Origin of the sequence: Flavobacterium gilvum, from assembly GCF_001761465.1 — a bacterium.
GTDB classification, from domain to species: domain Bacteria; phylum Bacteroidota; class Bacteroidia; order Flavobacteriales; family Flavobacteriaceae; genus Flavobacterium; species Flavobacterium gilvum.
In genome coordinates this window covers 1,995,620-2,013,010 of sequence record NZ_CP017479.1, presented here as the reverse complement: position 1 = coordinate 2,013,010, position 17,391 = coordinate 1,995,620, and the positions used below count along the sequence as shown (strand labels likewise).

At 35.2% G+C, this 17,391-nt stretch carries 18 protein-coding genes and 1 tRNA gene; 3 read left to right on the top strand and 16 right to left on the bottom strand.

The genetic code is table 11. The annotated features are described in order from the left end of the window. Window positions 1-93: 93 nt before the first annotated feature. The 5 genes from EM308_RS08550 to EM308_RS08530 all read right to left on the bottom strand — a co-directional run bounded on the left by EM308_RS08550 (window position 94) and on the right by EM308_RS08530 (window position 5,620). A complete protein-coding gene (locus tag EM308_RS08550) occupies window positions 94-1,257 on the bottom strand; it encodes a sigma-54-dependent transcriptional regulator (RefSeq protein WP_035637935.1) in 1,164 nt (387 codons plus the stop codon). A gap of 156 nt (window positions 1,258-1,413) precedes the next feature. Further along, window positions 1,414-2,730 carry an ABC transporter permease gene (locus EM308_RS08545; RefSeq protein ID WP_035637933.1) on the bottom strand — a complete coding sequence of 439 codons (1,317 nt, stop codon included), beginning with the start codon at window positions 2,728-2,730 and terminating at the stop codon, window positions 1,414-1,416. Between the two features lie 60 nt (window positions 2,731-2,790). After that, window positions 2,791-3,723 (bottom strand): ABC transporter ATP-binding protein, encoded by a 933-nt coding sequence (locus tag EM308_RS08540; protein WP_035637931.1) that lies wholly within the window; start codon window positions 3,721-3,723, stop codon window positions 2,791-2,793. Window positions 3,724-3,843: 120 nt separating this feature from the next. Next, window positions 3,844-4,947, bottom strand: a complete 1,104-nt coding sequence (gene dnaJ / locus EM308_RS08535) for a molecular chaperone DnaJ (protein ID WP_035637929.1) — start codon at window positions 4,945-4,947, stop codon at window positions 3,844-3,846. A gap of 130 nt (window positions 4,948-5,077) precedes the next feature. Continuing rightward, window positions 5,078-5,620, bottom strand: coding sequence for a nucleotide exchange factor GrpE (locus tag EM308_RS08530; protein WP_394332831.1), 543 nt, complete (start codon window positions 5,618-5,620; stop codon window positions 5,078-5,080). A 429-nt stretch (window positions 5,621-6,049) separates the two neighbouring features. On the opposite strand from EM308_RS08530, the gene EM308_RS08525 reads away from it, so the two are divergent. Both EM308_RS08525 and EM308_RS08520 read left to right on the top strand, forming a co-directional pair. After that, complete coding sequence (locus EM308_RS08525) at window positions 6,050-6,415, top strand: ISAon1 family transposase N-terminal region protein (RefSeq protein WP_070261923.1); 366 nt, start codon at window positions 6,050-6,052, stop codon at window positions 6,413-6,415. Then, on the top strand, window positions 6,396-7,379 hold the full coding sequence (locus EM308_RS08520; RefSeq protein WP_070261769.1) for an ISAon1 family transposase: 984 nt from the start codon (window positions 6,396-6,398) through the stop codon (window positions 7,377-7,379). The genes EM308_RS08525 and EM308_RS08520 overlap by 20 nt, the downstream gene beginning before the upstream one ends. Before the next feature lie 188 nt (window positions 7,380-7,567). Here EM308_RS08520 and EM308_RS08515 read toward each other — a convergent pair. Beyond that, window positions 7,568-7,642 (bottom strand) — tRNA-Pro (locus EM308_RS08515). A 151-nt stretch (window positions 7,643-7,793) separates the two neighbouring features. On the opposite strand from EM308_RS08515, the gene trxB reads away from it, so the two are divergent. After that, entirely contained in the window at window positions 7,794-8,768 is a 975-nt protein-coding gene (gene trxB, locus EM308_RS08510; RefSeq protein WP_035640823.1) for a thioredoxin-disulfide reductase, read from the top strand. A 110-nt stretch (window positions 8,769-8,878) separates the two neighbouring features. On the opposite strand, the gene EM308_RS08505 is transcribed toward trxB, so the two are convergent. The 10 genes from EM308_RS08505 to EM308_RS08460 form a co-directional block, all read right to left on the bottom strand. Then, a complete protein-coding gene (locus EM308_RS08505) occupies window positions 8,879-9,712 on the bottom strand; it encodes a GIN domain-containing protein (RefSeq protein ID WP_035640836.1) in 834 nt (277 codons plus the stop codon). Window positions 9,713-9,795: 83 nt separating this feature from the next. After that, entirely contained in the window at window positions 9,796-10,536 is a 741-nt protein-coding gene (locus EM308_RS08500) for a head GIN domain-containing protein (protein WP_035640826.1), read from the bottom strand. Between the two features lie 2 nt (window positions 10,537-10,538). Further along, window positions 10,539-12,266, bottom strand: coding sequence for a PspC domain-containing protein (locus tag EM308_RS08495; protein WP_035640828.1), 1,728 nt, complete (start codon window positions 12,264-12,266; stop codon window positions 10,539-10,541). Between the two features lie 5 nt (window positions 12,267-12,271). Beyond that, a complete protein-coding gene (locus EM308_RS08490; RefSeq protein ID WP_035640831.1) occupies window positions 12,272-12,601 on the bottom strand; it encodes a PadR family transcriptional regulator in 330 nt (109 codons plus the stop codon). Window positions 12,602-12,844: 243 nt separating this feature from the next. Then, window positions 12,845-13,306, bottom strand: coding sequence for a DUF4870 domain-containing protein (locus EM308_RS08485; RefSeq protein ID WP_035640833.1), 462 nt, complete (start codon window positions 13,304-13,306; stop codon window positions 12,845-12,847). A 323-nt stretch (window positions 13,307-13,629) separates the two neighbouring features. Further along, window positions 13,630-14,268, bottom strand: a complete 639-nt coding sequence (locus EM308_RS08480) for a thymidylate synthase (protein ID WP_035635639.1) — start codon at window positions 14,266-14,268, stop codon at window positions 13,630-13,632. Between the two features lie 190 nt (window positions 14,269-14,458). Next, window positions 14,459-14,782, bottom strand: a complete 324-nt coding sequence (locus EM308_RS08475) for a hypothetical protein (protein ID WP_035635636.1) — start codon at window positions 14,780-14,782, stop codon at window positions 14,459-14,461. Next, window positions 14,782-15,156: a hypothetical protein gene (locus EM308_RS08470; protein ID WP_035635634.1), complete on the bottom strand. Its 375-nt coding sequence runs from the start codon at window positions 15,154-15,156 to the stop codon at window positions 14,782-14,784. Before EM308_RS08470 ends, EM308_RS08475 begins: the two co-directional genes overlap by 1 nt. A 34-nt stretch (window positions 15,157-15,190) precedes the next feature. Further along, complete coding sequence (locus EM308_RS08465) at window positions 15,191-16,246, bottom strand: Vgb family protein (protein ID WP_051877696.1); 1,056 nt, start codon at window positions 16,244-16,246, stop codon at window positions 15,191-15,193. A 2-nt stretch (window positions 16,247-16,248) separates the two neighbouring features. Then, entirely contained in the window at window positions 16,249-17,391 is a 1,143-nt protein-coding gene (locus EM308_RS08460; protein WP_035635631.1) for a hypothetical protein, read from the bottom strand.

Genomic DNA, 17,391 nt, shown 5'->3' with positions numbered 1-17,391 from the left:
GAAAAATTTAAAGATTAAAAAATTGAAAAATTGAAAAAACCAAACAAAGAATCTTTCAATCATTAAATCTTTCAATCATTAAATTAATGTAATTTATTTACTTGCAAAAGCTTTGACATCACTTTCTGAAATTTCGTTTCCACCAAGGATTATCAATCGTTCCACCACGTTGCGCAATTCCCTGATGTTTCCAGTCCAATCGTATTTCTTCAATAAATTAATCGCATCTGCAGAAAAATGTTTGACAGCATTTCCTTGTTCGCCCGCAATTTTAGAAGCAAAATGTTCAATCAACGAAGGGATATCATCTCTTCTGTCATTTAATGACGGAACTTTTATCAGAATCACAGCCAAACGATGGTATAAATCTTCTCTAAAACGACCCGCTTCTATTTCGCTTTTTAAATCTTTATTGGTAGCCGCAATCACCCGTACATCAACTTTTATATCGTTGTCTGCTCCTACTCTCGTTATGATTCCTTCCTGCAAAGCCCTCAAAACTTTGGCTTGTGCAGACAAACTCATATCACCAATTTCATCAAGGAAAATAGTCCCTTTATTGGCTACCTCAAATTTTCCCGCACGATCTTTCACCGCCGAAGTAAAAGCACCTTTTACGTGTCCAAACAATTCACTTTCGATTAATTCACTAGGAATGGCTGCACAGTTGACCTCTACCATAGGAGCGCTAGAACGATCGCTTTTGTCGTGCAATTGATGCGCAACCAATTCTTTCCCCGTTCCATTGGGACCGGTTATCAAAACTCTCGCATCGGTTTGAGCGACTTTATCAATCATGACTTTCACGAGATTGATTGTTTCGCTATCTCCTATAATTTCATATTTTTTACTAACTTTTTTCTTAAGAATTTTATTCTCAACCGCCAATTTTTTTCGGTCTAAAGCATTTCGAACCGTATTCAATAATCGGTTCAAATCCGGTGGTTTCGAAATATAATCAAATGCACCAAGACGCATGGTATTTATTGCAGTTTCCATATCGCCATGACCTGATATCATAACAATAGGAATCTCGGTATCTATTTTTTTTACGGCCTCCAGCAATTCGACACCGTCCATTTTTGGCATCTTTATGTCGCACAAGACCAAGTCATAGTCGTTTTCTTTTATTTTTCCCAGACCTGCAACTCCATCTTCGGCTACATCAACTTCATAAGATTCATTTTCTTCACAAAGAATTTTGGCTAATACCCTTCTGATGGCTTCTTCGTCTTCGATAATTAAAATTTTGCTCATTGTTTTTTTAAGTTTCTAAGTCTCTAAGATTCTAAGTTACTAAGTTTTCTAAAACTTACCAACTTAGAATTTCAATAACTTTCTTTTTGTTATTTTTAAATTCAATGCTTTAAAAAACTTAGAATCTTAGCTACTCAATAACTTAGCAACTTCTCTCTAATATTTAAGCCATTTATACAATTCTTTCCAACTCGGTTTTTTTCCATACATCAAAATTCCAACTCTGTAAATTTTTCCGGCAAACCAAACCACTCCAAAAAATGTTGCAAACAACAAAGATACGGAAATTGCAATTTGCCACCATGGCACACCAAAAGGAATACGCATAAGCATCACTATCGGGGATGTAAGCGGTATCATCGAGAACACCACTGCAACCGTCCCGTGCGGATTATTGATAACCGTAAAAAAACCGATGTAAACACTAAGCATCAATGGCATTATAATTGGCAAAAGAAATTGCTGCGAGTCTGTTTGATTATCAACTGCAGCCCCAATTGCGGCATAAAAAGAACTGTATAAAAAATATCCTCCTATGAAATAAACTATAAAACTGATTAAAATACTGGCGATAGGCAGATTCCATATTTCCCTGATATACATTTGGGCTGTTCCTGTAAATTCCTGTTCGGCCATATGAACCACCTCTGGAGAAACACTCGAAGTTGCCCCAATATTGACACCAAAAAATGCTGAAGCCGCAAACATTAGTGATAAACCGATAAGGGTCCAAATCAAAAATTGCAACAAACCGGCCAATGAAGTCCCGATAATTTTTCCCATCATAAGCTGGAATGGTTTTACCGAAGAAATAATAATCTCCACAATGCGATTGGTTTTTTCTTCGATGACACTGCGCATCACCATATTTCCATAAATGATTATAAACATCATAATCAAATAACCAAAAGCAGCTCCTATTGCAATTTTAATTTCATTGAGTCCCTTAATACTTTCCTCTCCCGAAGCCTTAATCAAATTCAGAACCACGTTGGCTTGGGCTTTTTTTATTGTCAAAGTATCCAAATGGGCATTTTCCAAATTAGTCTTTGTCAATTTATCAGCAATAATTCTTTGGGTTTTTTCTATAAAAACAATGCTTGGACTTTCATTCGAAACCAACATGATTTTTGTCTCCAAGTCTTTATTTACAGCCGTTTTTGGCACATAAAGCAAGGCCTCATAATTTTCTCTTGTAATACTGTCTTTCAACACCTGAAGATTAATTTTGGAGTAATCCAGGTATTTATACTCACTGTTTTTATGGTTTTGTGCCATGAATTCATTGACAAACAAACCTGATTCGTCATGAATGCCAATGAGTTTTGTTTCGGGTTTCATGGAACTCAAATACGCAACAAACCCGGCAACTGCAACAAACAGCAACGGACTCAAAAAAGTCATGACAATAAATGACCTATTGCGAACTTTGGCAACAAATTCTCTTTTTATAATTAATGAAATAATACTCATGCTTCGTAAATTACAAATTTCAAAATTCCAAAACCCAATACTTTGGAATTTGGAATTTTCTTATTGATTTTTATTTTCTGTTACAGTTTGAATAAAAATATCATTCACACTTGGAATTTTTTCGACAAAATGCATCACCTGACCGCGCTGTGATAAGACATGCAGTAATTCGTTTGGTGTGGCATTCCCGAGTTGAATCTCGAGTTTTATTTCGTCATTCAAAGATTTAAAACTCGCCTCGCCTACTTTAAATTTCTGGGTTACATCATACATCAGACCTTCCACATTATCCGACAGGACACCAACTTCAAAAGTATTGGTTTTGTATTTTCTTTTTACATCAATAAGTTTTCCTTCAATCAGTTTATTTGATTTGTGGATAAGCGCAATATGATCACACAATTCTTCAACGCTTTCCATTCGGTGTGTAGAAAAAATAATGGTGGTTCCAGATTCTTTCAATGCCAAAATTTCATCTTTGATGACATTAGCATTTACCGGATCAAATCCAGAGAAAGGTTCATCAAAAATCAACAATTTAGGTTTATGCAAAACGCAAACCACAAACTGAATTTTCTGAGCCATTCCTTTGGAGAGTTCCTGAATTTTCTTATTCCACCAACCTTGTATTCCCAAACGGTCAAACCAATATTCAAGCTGTTTTTTGGCTTCGGCTTTGGACAATCCCTTCATTTGAGCCAGATACAAACACTGCTCACCAACTTTCATACTGCTGTACAAACCTCTTTCTTCTGGAAGATAACCGATGTGTTGTATGTGTTTGGGCTGAAGTATTTCGCCATCAAGAATAATTTTGCCACTATCGGGCATCGTAATTTGGTTGATAATTCGGATCAATGATGTTTTTCCTGCTCCATTTGGACCTAAAAGACCGTATATACTACCTCGGGGAACAGTCAATGATACCTCGTTAAGTGCTACATAATCACCGTATTGCTTTACTACTTTATTTACTTCGAGAATAGTACTCATGCTTGTTTTTTAATTGGTGTCAAAAGTAAAAAATTTCAAACCGAAAAACTTCTATTTAGGTAACAAAAAACCCATCCTAAGTGAATAAAGGATGGGTTTGTATTTTTTTCTTCAAAAGAATTAAGAAAACATATCTTTAACTTTTTCAAAAAATGATTTTTCAGATTTTTCAGGATTTGGAGTAAAGTTGTCATCCGTCAATGCTTTTTCAAAAAACTGTTTTTGTTCTTTGTTCAAAGTTTTTGGTGTCCAAACATTTACGTGTACCAATAAATCTCCGCTTCCGTAACCATTGATACTTGGAATACCTTTTCCTTTTAATCTAAGAATCTTACCGGATTGAATACCTTCTTCCAGTTTGATTCTCACTTTTCCGTTTACGGCATCAATATCTTTTGAAATTCCAAGAACAGCTTCGGCAAAACTGATGTACAAATCGTAATGCAGATTTTCACCTTCACGTTTCAGGAATTCGTGTTCAACCTCCTCAATAACTACAATCAAATCACCCGGAACGCTGTTTCCTGGAGCATCATTACCTTTTCCGGAAACTTTCAATTGCATTCCGTCTACAACACCAGCAGGAATTTTTATAGAAACAGTCTCGTCTTCCACAACCATTCCCTGAGAATCGGCATTACTTGGCTTTTTGTCCAAAATCTGACCAGAACCACCACAAGTAGGACAAGTTGAAGCTGATTGCATTCTACCCAAAATAGTATTGGTAACTCGCATCACCTGACCTTGACCGTTACAGGTAGAACAAGTTTTGTAAGTAACACCCGGAGCCTGAACTTTACGCTTTACTTTTACTTTTTTCTCAACACCATTGGCTATTTCTTCAAGAGTCAATTTTACTTTAATACGCAAATTGCTTCCTTTTGCACGACGAGGACCACCTCCTCCTCCGCCAAAACCACCAAAACCACCACCGAAGATATCTCCAAATTGACTAAAGATATCATCCATATTCATGTGACCTCCGCCAAATCCTCCAGAACCGTCAAATGCTTGGTGTCCATATTGGTCATATTTTGCTTTTTTGGCAGGATCACTCAATACTTCGTATGCTTCGGCAGCTAATTTAAAGTTTTCTTCTGCCTCTTTGTCTCCAGGATTCTTGTCAGGATGGTATTTCAATGCGCATTTTCGATAAGCCTTTTTAATTTCGGCAGCATCTGCACCTTTTGAAATGCCTAATATTTCGTAAAAATCTTTTTTCATAATAATTTAAAGTAAATTCCAATATCTTAAATTCAAAATCCCAACTTAGCAAACTAATCCTTTTTCATCAAAAAACACATTAGCTCAAAAGATTTGGAATTTGGGATTTTATTTTTAGGATTTTATTTTTTTAGCTCCCAGTCACTACTTTTGGAAAACGAATAATTTTGTCTCCTAATTTGTATCCTTTTTCAAGAACATCAATAATTTTCCCTTTCATATCCTCAGAAGGAGCTGGAATTTGAGTAATAGCCTCAGCAAAATCAGCATTGAAAGAATCACCAACACTTACCTCAACTTGCTCTAATCCTTTGGCAACCAAAGTTCCTTTTAGTTTTTCGTGAATCAATTCCACACCTTTAACCAATGATTCATCTTCGGACTTACTGATTTCAACAATTGCTCTGTCAAAATCATCCAATACTGGTAACATGGCAAGCAATACTTCCTGATTGGCAGTTTTGAACAATTCTATTCTTTCCTTTGCCGTACGTCTTTTGTAATTTTCAAATTCAGCGAATAATCTCAAAAACTTATCTTTTTCTTTGGCTAAGTCTTGAGTTAATTGCTCTTCAACACTTAATTCTTCAATAATAAGTTGCTCTCCGTTAGCATTAGTCTCTAAAGTCGCGTCATCTAATTCTTGATCGAATTCTGTATTTTCTGTAGTCATATTACTTTTATTTTTAAAAATATTCTTAAACATGTTTTTATTGTTTATTTGATTGCAAAAGTACTGCCAAAACTTATAAAATGTCAAATTGTCATCTTTTTTTAAGAATAAAATTTCCAAATTCGATTAATCTCTTTTTACTCAGTAAAACTTTAATATATTTTTAAGACTACTTCGTTATAGTTTTTGCTATTTTTGGATTCAGATTTTTATTCGGTACCCCAAAGAATACAACTCTCAAATTTTTGAAGATAAGGTTGTTTTCTATAATAATTATTAATTCAGTATTGCCTTATATCAAAAAAAAAGCTTCGTTTTCAGTAAACGAAGCTTTTTTTATTTATACCCCAAAAGGATTTTTAGGATCAAGACGAAAAGTTGTGGAGAAATTTAAAAATCTAGACATTTGTCATTTCATATTATATGCCAATGCAAGATTCCTTTATCGACTTACTTAAATTGTTATTACCTGAAATAATTGTAGATTATTTTGAACTTACTTCTTATGAAAAAGGAGATGAGATACTTCATCTGTACCTTAGAGAGATTAATTCAGTTCCTAAAGAATACAGGGCGTCTAAATTAAGTTCAAAAGGATTCTTTGATGAGATAACGGTGCAGGATTTTCCTATCCGAGGACACCAAGTGTATTTGCATATCACTCGCAGAAGATGGCTTAACCAAGACACTGGAAAAGTGGCGTTTAGAGATTGGAGTTTAGTAGCGGACGGCACTCGAGTAACACAAGAGTTTGCGTCTTTTTTAAAAGAGATCAATAGATTCCAAACCAAATGATTGTAATGCCATTGCCTCTTTCTATGGAGTTTCAGGTAGAAATTTACAATATCAATACAAAGAGTTTTTAAGTAATTTCAAAGCTTGGGATCAACTCAAACATGCGGAAAAATGGCTTCTCTTTCCCCAAAATATAGGCAAACGCTTGTCAATAGATGAAACTTCCCTCTCCAATGGCGAACTATATACCGTTGTAACCAACAAAGCGGCTAAAGGAAGAAAAGGAACCATAGTTGCTATGATTGCTGGAACTAAAGCGGAAACGGTAATATCTTTCATTGAACAAATCCCAATCAAACAGCGCAAGCAAGTCAAAGAAATTACTTTGGATATGGCAGCAAATATGGGATTAATAGCCAAGAAATGTTTTCCAAATGCAATTCAAGTCACCGACCGTTTCCATGTTCAAAAACTAGCACTAGACGCTTTACAAGAAATCAGAGTAAAATACCGTTGGCAAGCGATAGACCTAGAAAACGAAGCTATTGAGAAGGCTAAAAGCAGTAAAATTAAGTACGAATCTCAAATGTTATCAAATGGAGATACCAATAAGCAATTATTAGCCAGAAGCCGGCACTTTCTCAACAAAAACAAGTCTAAATGGTCAAAAAGCCAAATAATTAGAGCTATAATATTGTTCGATTTATATCCTGAAATCCAAAAAGCATATGAATTAGCTCAAGACTTAAGAAACATCTTCGAGAATACACAGAATAAAATTATTGGACTCTCAAGATTGGCTAAATGGCACGAGAAAGTAAATCAATCCGGATTTAAATCCTTTAACACAATCTCACGATCAATAGAGAATCACTATCAAACAATCTTGAATTATTTTGATAACAGAAGTACCAATGCTTCAGCTGAATCTTTTAATGCAAAAATAAAAGCGTTTAGATCTCAATTTAGAGGGGTTAGAAACATTGGATTCTTCCTTTTCAGGCTAACCAATATCTATGCATAAATTTTACTTCCCCACAGGTTTTGGGATTGATCCTTAGAAACATTGGATTCTTCCTTTTCAGGCTAACCAATATCTATGCATAAATTTTACTTCCCCACAGGTTTTAGGATTGATCCGATTTTTAACTATCGGTTTTACGGAACTTTTTTTGGCACAAAAAAAGCCGAACATCACTGTTCGGCTTTTTGTCGGGGTGGCAGGATTCGAACCTGCGGCCTCCTGCTCCCAAAGCAGGCGCGATAACCGGGCTACGCTACACCCCGAAAAGCGAGTGCAAAGATAGGTTTTTATTCTGCTTTTCAAAACATTTTTTTAAAATAATTAAAATTTATTTCTGTATCAGTTTTTTGGATTTATTTAGGTAGGTATTTTTTAGTAATAAAGTTTACATTTGTAACTCAAAAAAATATAATTATGTCAGATACAATAGAAAAAATTAAATGCCTTATTATAGGTTCCGGACCAGCGGGTTATACTGCTGCGATATATGCCGCCAGAGCCAACATGAATCCTGTATTGTACCAAGGAATGCAGCCGGGAGGTCAATTGACAACGACCAATGAAGTGGAAAATTTTCCAGGTTATGTAGATGGAGTTACCGGTCCCGAAATGATGATTCAGTTGCAACAGCAGGCACAACGCTTTGGTGCAGATGTACGTGATGGATGGGCTACCAAAGTTGATTTCTCTGGAGACATTCATAAAGTCTGGATTAATGACAAAATAGAATTGCATTGCGAAACTGTAATTATCTCAACAGGAGCTTCAGCAAAATATTTAGGTTTGGAATCAGAGCAACATTATTTGAAAATGGGAGGTGGAGTTTCGGCTTGTGCCGTTTGTGACGGATTCTTCTACAGAAATCAAGAAGTTGTAATTGTAGGAGCTGGAGATTCGGCTTGTGAAGAAGCTCATTATTTATCCAAATTATGTTCCAAAGTAACAATGCTGGTTCGTAGTGATAAATTCAGAGCGTCCAAAATTATGGAAGCGCGCGTTCGCAAAACAGAAAATATTTCTATTTTGATGAACCACGATACAGTTGAGATTTTAGGAGACGGTCAAGTAGTAAATGGAGTAAAAGCAAAAAACAAAACTACTGGAGAAATTTTTGACATTCCTGCAACTGGTTTCTTTGCTGCTATTGGCCATAAACCAAATACTGATATTTTCAGAGATTATCTTACTCTTGATGAAACTGGTTACATTATAAATGTTCCAGGAACTTCAAAAACAAACGTAGAAGGTGTATTTGTAGCCGGAGATGCTGCCGATCATGTATATCGCCAGGCAATTACTGCTGCCGGAACAGGTTGCATGGCTGCTTTGGATGCTGAGCGTTATTTGGCCGCTAAAGAATCTGAAGTGGAAGAAAAAGTAATTAGTTAATTTGCAATAGCATTAAATTACTTTTAAAAAATTTCAAAAGGTTTAAAAGGTTAAAAAAAAAGTCCCAATTTAAAATTTGGGACTTTTTTTATGAGAAAGAAAAAACGCTATTATTTCGCTTTTTTAATCAACTGTGCTTCGCCAAGAAATTTTCGAACTTCTATTTTAGGTTTACCAAGTACAAAGATTTTAGAAGCATTATCAGCATCAATTATTAGTGAGGTATCAGCCAATACATTACAGATTGCAGCTCCTTTGGCTGTAACATCTGCATTTTTTATTGTAAAATTATTTCCTGTAAATATCGAATTGTTGTTTTGTTTGATAAAACCATTGACAACATCACCTTCAATGATTGCGGTCGCTTTTTCGGACAAGTCCAATGAAGCGTCTGTCGAGGCAATCAAAGCTTTTACTTGGGCAGTTTTGTTCAATTGAATATTTGCTTTTTCGGCTTTCAAATTCAATTCAACTTTGGATTTGTCATCAGCGACCAATGAAAAATTCTTTGAACTGACATTCAGATATAATTTGGAAAAATCCAATGATTTAAACGAAACACTGTCCAACATAACAGTTTCAAGCGCGTTTATAACGGTTGCATTTTTTGCCACTACCGAATGTAATTCACTGGTATATTTAATTTTAAGAACTAATTTTTTAAAATTGGTAATTTCCTTTGAAGTATAAATTCGAAGTGATTTTTCTTTTAGATCAAAGGTAATATTGTCGTGAATATTATCGTCTGCATCAATTTTTATCTCGTTTTTATCTCCTTTTTCTAGAAAAACAGTCAGATTGTCTTCGATTTCCACAGCAGAAAATTCTCCAACTTCTTTCGTTTTTTCAACAACATTTTTTGAACCTTTTATTCTTTCTTTATTTTGACCAATAGTCAATGTGGTGGCTAAAAAGAAGAATACAAATAAGCATGAATATTTCATTTTATACAATTTGGGTTGAGATGCAAATATAAAAAAATCACCCATTTTGATAGGTGATTTTTGATTTTTTTGAGTTTGACAGATTAATCCTGATGAATACTTCCACCTGAACTTTCTTCTTTTTGAACCGATTTTGGCGATCCTTTGTAAGAAATACTTCCTCCGCTTGAAGCTTCTGCTTTTAATTTTACGATCGGTTGCACGGTTATCGAACCACCGCTGGATGAACTGGCCACTACTAAGTTTGCTAATAGGTCTGTAGCATCAATAACACTTGCACTAGAAGTTTTTGCTTCAATTTGTAAGGATTTACCCTTAATGTCCTGGTTGCTCGCGCTGCTTCCGTTCAATTGAATAATTTCGTATTCGACTGAGGCATGTATGGATGCTCCACTTGATGATACTAAAGAAAGAATAATTCCTTTTAGTGTCGTACCAGAATTTATCGTTGCTGCCGAAGAAGCTTCTAATCCCTCTATAACAGGCATTTTTACTGTTATTTTTTTTGAAGTGATATTATTAAAATTACCTTTTGAACAAGAAATTACCAACGTGCCGTTTTCGTTTTTTGTGGTAATTTCTTTTTGCAAATTATCATCGGCCTCAACAATGATTTCTGTTTTGTCTGATTGTTCAATAACAAGGTCAAGTGCATTGCTTACGGTTACACTTTTAAAATCACCCGAAACTTCCCTTTTTTCGGTAGTTACGTGACCACTGCCAGTTATAGAATTCATATTTCCTATCTGGTTACAGGACCCAAAAAGCAAGGCCATCAGAGTAACGACTATGAAATTTGTGATTATTGTGATGACTTTTATCATGACTATTCTGTTTTGATAATTATACCGTCTTTGTTTATTTTCAATTCTTTAAATTCTTTTTTGGTTTTAACAACCGAATCTTTTTCGATAGTAACACCATTTTTTGTAATGGTCACGTTGGTTTCGCTGTCGTTGTTTTCCAAATCATCGTGATCATTTTCATCGGCTGGACAATCCAAGCATTTTACTTTTGATTCATCTACTTTGTAAGTGTATTTGTCTGAGCTATAATGAAGATTGAAAAATTCATCATCAGACCAGTCATAATCCTGAACACTAGAATCTGTTTTAAACAAAGTTCCTTCTGGTAAATAAAGTATGATTTCTACTTCTTGGTCACGAAATTTATTTTTGGATTCTGTAATCAAATAATTATCCAAAATCAATTGGTTCCCGATTATTTTATAGCCGTAACGAATTGCTTCCGATCTTTTTTTAGCTTCTGTCAATGACTTTCCTTTGGCTTCCTTATCAATTTGAAGATAGGCGTATTTTTCATCTGATTTTTGGATTTTGATGTGAACATTATTAGAATAAATAATATCATTATCCGAAGAGTCTTTTGTAATCATAAAATCATTTCGATCGTTTACATCTTTGGCAAAGTAATCATTGTGTACGAATTTTATCAACAGTGTATCTGCTGGTTTTAAAGCAATTGTCTCTTTTTTAACGGTTCTTCCGCTTATCGCAAAAGCTGTCATCTGGTTGATTCCAATAGATATAGCCAATGACACTGCGATTAACCAAACTCCCAATAAAGTGTATTTTGCAATATTTCCAATCGATTTCATATTGGGAGCCAACAATTTGAACCCTAATAATGTCATGAAAAAGAACGGGATACCTACAGCAAGAAACATTAATAAACCAAAAGCCCAAACAGGATAATCAGTCAAATTTCCGGCTTCGACAAAGCTTTGCCAAGGATAATGCATTGAAACGCTTGTCCCCAAAGTGAATATTCCTATCAGAAGTAAAACCAAAACAGTTAAACCTCCCATTATCAATAATACTCCAAGAAATTTTGCAAAAACTTTAAAAACAGTCATTATGAAATCTCCTAGTCCACTGCCTATTTTATTAGCTCCAGTCTTTACTTGGTTACCAAATTTATCGTAATCAACATTTTTCAATTTGCCTGAAACATTGTCAAATTCCTCGCGAACTTTTTTTTCGATGTTCGAAATAGTAACTGGTTCTCCGGTCATTTCCAGTTTTTCAGAGGTTGTTACCGCCTCAGGAGTTACAATCCAAAGGATGATGTACACCAAAATTCCTGTTCCGAATCCAGCAATTACGAATACCAAAAACAAAATTTTCAGCCATACAGCATCAATCCCAAAATAGTGCCCCAAACCTGTGGCAACTCCACCAATCATTCCGTTTTCTTTGTCGCGGTACAATTTTTTGGTAGTTCTTGGAGCCGAATAGGTACTGTAATTTGTTGGACTTGGACCATCTTCTTCAATAATGTAATCCTCCGGTTGTCCCATAACGGCAATCACTTCGTCTACTTCTCTAAGAGTCACTACGTGTTTTTCCGATTTTTGTTTTTCAGTCAATAATTCCGAAACTCTCATTTCGATATCCTTGATAATTTCGTCTTGTCCAGATGATTTTGACAGTGATTTTTTTATTGCATCAAAATATCGGGTTAATTTTTGGTATGCATCTTCGTCAATATGGAAGAACATTCCACCTAGATTTATGTTTACAGTTTTGTTCATGACTATTATTTTTGGTTGGTTATTAAGTTAACGGCATCAGACAGTTCCGTCCATGTGCCATCCAATTCTTTTAGGAAAGTTTGTCCAATTTCGGTCAGCCCATAGTATTTTCTAGGCGGTCCCGATGTGGATTCTTCCCAACGATAGTTAAGTAATCCATCGTTTTTTAATCGGGTCAAGAGTGGATAGATGGTACCCTCCACAACCAACAATTTAGCGTTTTTTAAAGTGTCTAATATTTCTGAGGTATAAGCGTCTTTCTCTTTTAAAACTGATAAGATACAAAACTCAAGAACACCTTTACGCATCTGGGCTTTAGTGTTTTCAATGTTCATAATGTTGCAATTTGAGTTGATTTTTTGATTAAACTGTTCATTTTTTGATTTTTTCCGCTACGCTCCAAACAATTCGTCTGCGCCTCGGGTGATGATTGATGATTATTATAGTACTTAGTAATTAGTCCTTAGTTGTTAGTCCTTAGTTGTTAGCTTTTATTTTTTTTTTAATTGTTAAAGATGAATCCTTTTAATTTCAAAAGACTAAGGACTAACAACTAAGGACTAATTACTTTAAAAAACCTATTTCAAAAATGGTATCGTAAACGGATAATTATATTCTTCGCCATTCGAAGCTTTGACCGATGCATAGATGACCAAAAAGAATTCGGCTATTTTAATAATGGCAATTATTAAAAGTGCCAAAACTGCAATTGTCAAAATCCCTATACTGTCTGCATAATTAAAATTTTGAAAAATGACATCTTCGTCAACATTATGTATAATATCATTAAAAGAGATGTTTTTCAAAACGGTATAAAGAAATATAGGAATAGCAATTACCGCCAAAACCAGTGAGTAAATTAATATGCTCAATTGAAAATTTAATGCTTGTTTCCCGTTATGGTTTACAAATTCCGATTGGTCTTTTTTGGATGTCCAAAATACAATAGGAAAAATATAATTTCCAAAAGGAATAAAATATTGGGTCAAAGTGCTCAAATGGGTCAGAGCGGCAATGTTTCTTTCGGTTGAAGTTTCCATTTTTTTTGATTTTTTTGATTACGTTTTTTGATTGATGATTGAGTAATAATTGATTGTTGAAAATTAAAAAGCAACTTACCTAGTAATTTCTTATACAAATATATGTTCAAAAGATAGTATCTTGTATCGCATAGTAGTATATATTAACATTTTGTTAACTAAAAAATGCTATTTTGAAAGTTAAAACTTATATTTTTATCTTTATTTATAATCGCAAAATTAAAATGTACACAAATCTAAAATGAAATGTACATTTTTTCACCTAAAACAAGCAAAGCCTGTACGTTACCGTGCAGGCTTTTTAACTACAATTTAAACACCATTTAACCAACGTTTAAATTAAATTTAACCGATTCGCCGCTCAATAGCTCCTTAGTCCCTTCAATATTATTCTCATACACATGAACGTTGCCCAGGAACAACGTAATAGACTTCAATGGCAGCGCAATTTGTTTGCTTATGAGATACAAGTGATAGATGTCCGCGGGTAAGCCTAGATTAGCGTCAGAACTACGTTGGTAAGCACTTACAACGAGCTTTCCTTTCTCTATTTGAAACTGTATTAGGCTAAGGCACGGCTGTTGGTTGCTCTCAGTGTTGTTGGAACCAAGGAACAACACATAGTTCTTTGAGGCGCGCTTTTCCTTATTGATGCGTTCAATAAGCCGTGGCAACTGCTCAAAGTACGTAGGATAGCTATTTACAAGGATAGGCCCGCAATAATCCCACCACGTTACGCCAATATCACGATATGCCTCCGTAGAGCGTTCACCGGCCATAAACAGACCTAATTCATCTTTTAGCTTTTTTCGTGCAACAGCGTGCCCCTCGAACAGCTCCAACAGGTCAATTGGCTTTAGTTCGAGCGGCTGGTTCAAAAGGTAAGTGATTGAACCCTTTTTGTTTTGTTGCACCTTTCCTTTGGTGATAATTTTGTTTAAGATTTGGTGATACTTATTCATTTGATTTTTGATTGATGATTGATTATTCTATATTTGCACCTCTCACGGATTATATAAAATAGCAAAAGCCAGCACTAGAAGACTTATGTCCTCCAACGCTGGCTTTGGTGCTAAAATTAAAATCCGTGAGAAGTTTTTAATTGTTGGAGGACTACTTTTTACTTCCCGTCTCCTGAGAAATACCTTCTAACTAATGGATTTCAAATATTGCATCCAAGCAATGTTTTTCACTCAAAATCCAAACGAGGACTTTCCCTGTTTTGGTCAATGATCCAAGTAGTATGTTTTTACCCAAAGCACTTGAAATCGTTTCTCCTTCCTTGCCGAACTTGTAACCGTTTTTGGTTATTAATTTTTTGTTCCAAAAGGTTCGAAACTCTCTACAGGCAAATATGTCAATTGATTTTGCTGATGAACGGAAATAGCCTTTTTTATCTTCTACAAAAAAGAAGTTTAGCAACGACAACGGCCAAAACAACAGGTAGGCGATTATGAAAAGTAGGAAGCCTAGCATTATTCTGACAACACCCAATTTTCGGGCAACAAATTGTAAATCGTGTGAATATTATCATCAAGTAAATCTGTTTGAACAAATGCTAATAGAGCTAATTTAGCTTTAAGCCATTCTCTTTCAAACTTTGGCATTGAAGCAAAATCAATCTCCAATGTGCTTAAATAAGCATCGAACTGATTTATCTCAACAATCTCTAATCTTTTTTGGCGTGAATTAATTAAGTGTTTTGCGCCACTCTCCAAAATAATTGAATCTTCAATTTCATAAATAGCAAAGTCTTTAAACATTTGCCAGTTTACTATTTCTACTAATAGAGTCCCTGTAAGGGAAACAGCGACTCCTGTGTGCGTGTAGGGGGTATTTGTTTGTATCATAATCGTGGTATTAAAATGATATATTAAAATTTATCTAGTATTTGTTATAGTACATATTGTAATTTGAAGCAGGTAATGTTGATAAATCGGAAGGTATTTGAGCATCAGATCCTATTATATCAGGAATATTAATTTTAGACAATTGCATTATTTGATTAGCCGCCCTCGGCGCAAAATATATTTTACCATTTGGAGCTAAAACACCAAATGCATATTTAGAAGAACTACTATAAATTCCACTTAATAATGATGTTGTATTAGTAGTCGGGTCTAATTGTAAAATTTGCGAAGCTCCATTAAATACAAAATATATTTTACCGTTTGGAGCTAAAACACCACCTGCATATTTATATGAGCCACCATACACACTTCCTATCAAAGAAGTAGTATTTGTGGCTGGGTCTAATTGTAAAATTTGTGAGGCCTGTAATGGCACAAAATATATTTTACCATTTGGAGCTAAAACACCGCCAGTATATTTTTCTACACCAGTGTACACACTTCCTATCAAAGAAGTAGTATTTGTGGCTGGGTCTAATTGTAAAATTTGCGAAGCTGAATATGGTGTAAAATATATTTTACCGTTTGGTGCTAAAACGCCACCTTGATATTTATTCGAGCCACTATACACACTTCCTATCAAAGAAGTAGTATTTGTAGATGGGTCTAATTCTAAAATTTGCGAAGTATCATGTGGCGCAAAATATATTTTACCATTTGGAGCTAAAACACCGCCAATCCATCTTGCTCCACCACCATACACACTTCCTATCAAAGAAGTAGTATTTGTAGATGGGTCTAATTGTAATACCTGATTAGCATTATTTGGCACAAAATATATTTTACCGTTTGGTGCTAAAACGCCACCTGCATATTTAAAAATGCCCATACTAGAATAATTACTTCCTATTAAAGAAGTAGTATTTGTAGATGGGTCTAATTGTAAAATTTGATTAGCCGCCCTCGGCGCAAAATATATTTTACCATTTGGAGCTAAAACACCGCCGTCCCATTTTTCAGAACCACTATACACACTTCCTATCAAAGAAGTATATTTTGATTTTCCAAAATAATATTTCTTTAATCCCATAATTAGAAATCTAATATTATCGTGTTAGTCGAACCTCTACGCATAAAATGACCTACTGTTTTCTCAGGGGTTGTGCTTGGTGTAGTCTCCCAAGTAAACGGAGCGGTAATAGCCCACGTAACGGTTACACCTGCCAATGTTCTAAAGACAAATCCAAGTGAGTTGTTCAATGTTGACGGTACAGTTATAGTGCAATTTGCTGCAAACAATACCGTTTGTCCGTGCCACGCATTAAGAACGTTGCTATTTGCCGAAACTTCTACTTGGTTGTCTTTGTCCTGTTTTAAATCATGTTGAGCCTTGGTCACGGCATGATTTGGCTTCGTTGCCGTTCCAACACCTACAGCTCCCGATCTTTCAATCTCATTATTTTTATTATTACCGGCATCTTTATTTGTGCCATATAAATAAAAAGTTGAAGCTTTTGAAGTAATGGTTTCTGCATCGTAAGTAAAAGTAGTTGCGTTATAAACCCAACTAGATGTATCCAATCCTATATATAAATTATTTACATCCGACTTTAACGAATTATCATTTGTTACCGGAGGATTGTTAGTGTCAAAAATTGTTGCTGTGGTAGGTGTATTTGCATTAACGTAAACTACCTTAGAATAATCTTTCGGAATTTTGGCTGATAGGCTATCAACCAACCCTTTCAACGTTTTTCCCATTTCAGCCGTTAAGGCTTTCGTGGTTCCACCAGTGGTCAGGTCATTCACCAAGATCGTACTAAGCGAAGTTTGAACCGTCTCAATCGCATCTACAATCTCCTGGACAGTATCAAGATTAATATTGTCCGAAGTCAATAAGGTGTTAATTGCGGTGATTTGACCTTGCAAAGTCGTTATTTGTCCAGCGGTCAAAACATCGTCTTCCTGCAAATCAGTAACTAACCCGTTAAGTGTTTCAATGGAAGTGGCTAGGATTTGGGCGTTTCCGGTGTAGCCTCCGTGGGGTAATTTGGAGTTAACTTCCGCCATTCCCGGAATACCTACAAAAAGCGAATCCAGCCCCTCAATATCGGCCACGGGAACCTTTTCGCTCTTGTGGCGAAAAGAATCCAACATAGCCCAAAATTGGGCTTGTGTGGGTTTTAAATGGGTTTTAAACCAGTTTTTTATAGTATCTAAAGCAGTAACAGCCAT

What these genes read in the sequence shown, in the direction of transcription:
- EM308_RS08505 (WP_035640836.1), bottom strand. Translation starts at nt 9,712, where the DNA reads ATGAAATATTCATGCTTATTTGTATTCTTCTTTTTAGCCACCACATTG.
- EM308_RS08490 (WP_035640831.1), bottom strand. Translation starts at nt 12,601, where the DNA reads ATGAACATTGAAAACACTAAAGCCCAGATGCGTAAAGGTGTTCTTGAG.
- EM308_RS08480 (WP_035635639.1), bottom strand. Translation starts at nt 14,268, where the DNA reads ATGAATAAGTATCACCAAATCTTAAACAAAATTATCACCAAAGGAAAG.
- EM308_RS08540 (WP_035637931.1), bottom strand. Translation starts at nt 3,723, where the DNA reads ATGAGTACTATTCTCGAAGTAAATAAAGTAGTAAAGCAATACGGTGAT.
- EM308_RS08530 (WP_394332831.1), bottom strand. Translation starts at nt 5,620, where the DNA reads ATGACTACAGAAAATACAGAATTCGATCAAGAATTAGATGACGCGACT.
- EM308_RS08500 (WP_035640826.1), bottom strand. Translation starts at nt 10,536, where the DNA reads ATGATAAAAGTCATCACAATAATCACAAATTTCATAGTCGTTACTCTG.
- EM308_RS08550 (WP_035637935.1), bottom strand. Translation starts at nt 1,257, where the DNA reads ATGAGCAAAATTTTAATTATCGAAGACGAAGAAGCCATCAGAAGGGTA.
- dnaJ (WP_035637929.1), bottom strand. Translation starts at nt 4,947, where the DNA reads ATGAAAAAAGATTTTTACGAAATATTAGGCATTTCAAAAGGTGCAGAT.
- EM308_RS08475 (WP_035635636.1), bottom strand. Translation starts at nt 14,782, where the DNA reads ATGCTAGGCTTCCTACTTTTCATAATCGCCTACCTGTTGTTTTGGCCG.
- EM308_RS08460 (WP_035635631.1), bottom strand. Translation starts at nt 17,391, where the DNA reads ATGGCTGTTACTGCTTTAGATACTATAAAAAACTGGTTTAAAACCCAT.
- EM308_RS08465 (WP_051877696.1), bottom strand. Translation starts at nt 16,246, where the DNA reads ATGGGATTAAAGAAATATTATTTTGGAAAATCAAAATATACTTCTTTG.
- EM308_RS08525 (WP_070261923.1), top strand. Translation starts at nt 6,050, where the DNA reads ATGCAAGATTCCTTTATCGACTTACTTAAATTGTTATTACCTGAAATA.
- EM308_RS08470 (WP_035635634.1), bottom strand. Translation starts at nt 15,156, where the DNA reads ATGATACAAACAAATACCCCCTACACGCACACAGGAGTCGCTGTTTCC.
- EM308_RS08545 (WP_035637933.1), bottom strand. Translation starts at nt 2,730, where the DNA reads ATGAGTATTATTTCATTAATTATAAAAAGAGAATTTGTTGCCAAAGTT.
- EM308_RS08495 (WP_035640828.1), bottom strand. Translation starts at nt 12,266, where the DNA reads ATGAACAAAACTGTAAACATAAATCTAGGTGGAATGTTCTTCCATATT.
- trxB (WP_035640823.1), top strand. Translation starts at nt 7,794, where the DNA reads ATGTCAGATACAATAGAAAAAATTAAATGCCTTATTATAGGTTCCGGA.
- EM308_RS08485 (WP_035640833.1), bottom strand. Translation starts at nt 13,306, where the DNA reads ATGGAAACTTCAACCGAAAGAAACATTGCCGCTCTGACCCATTTGAGC.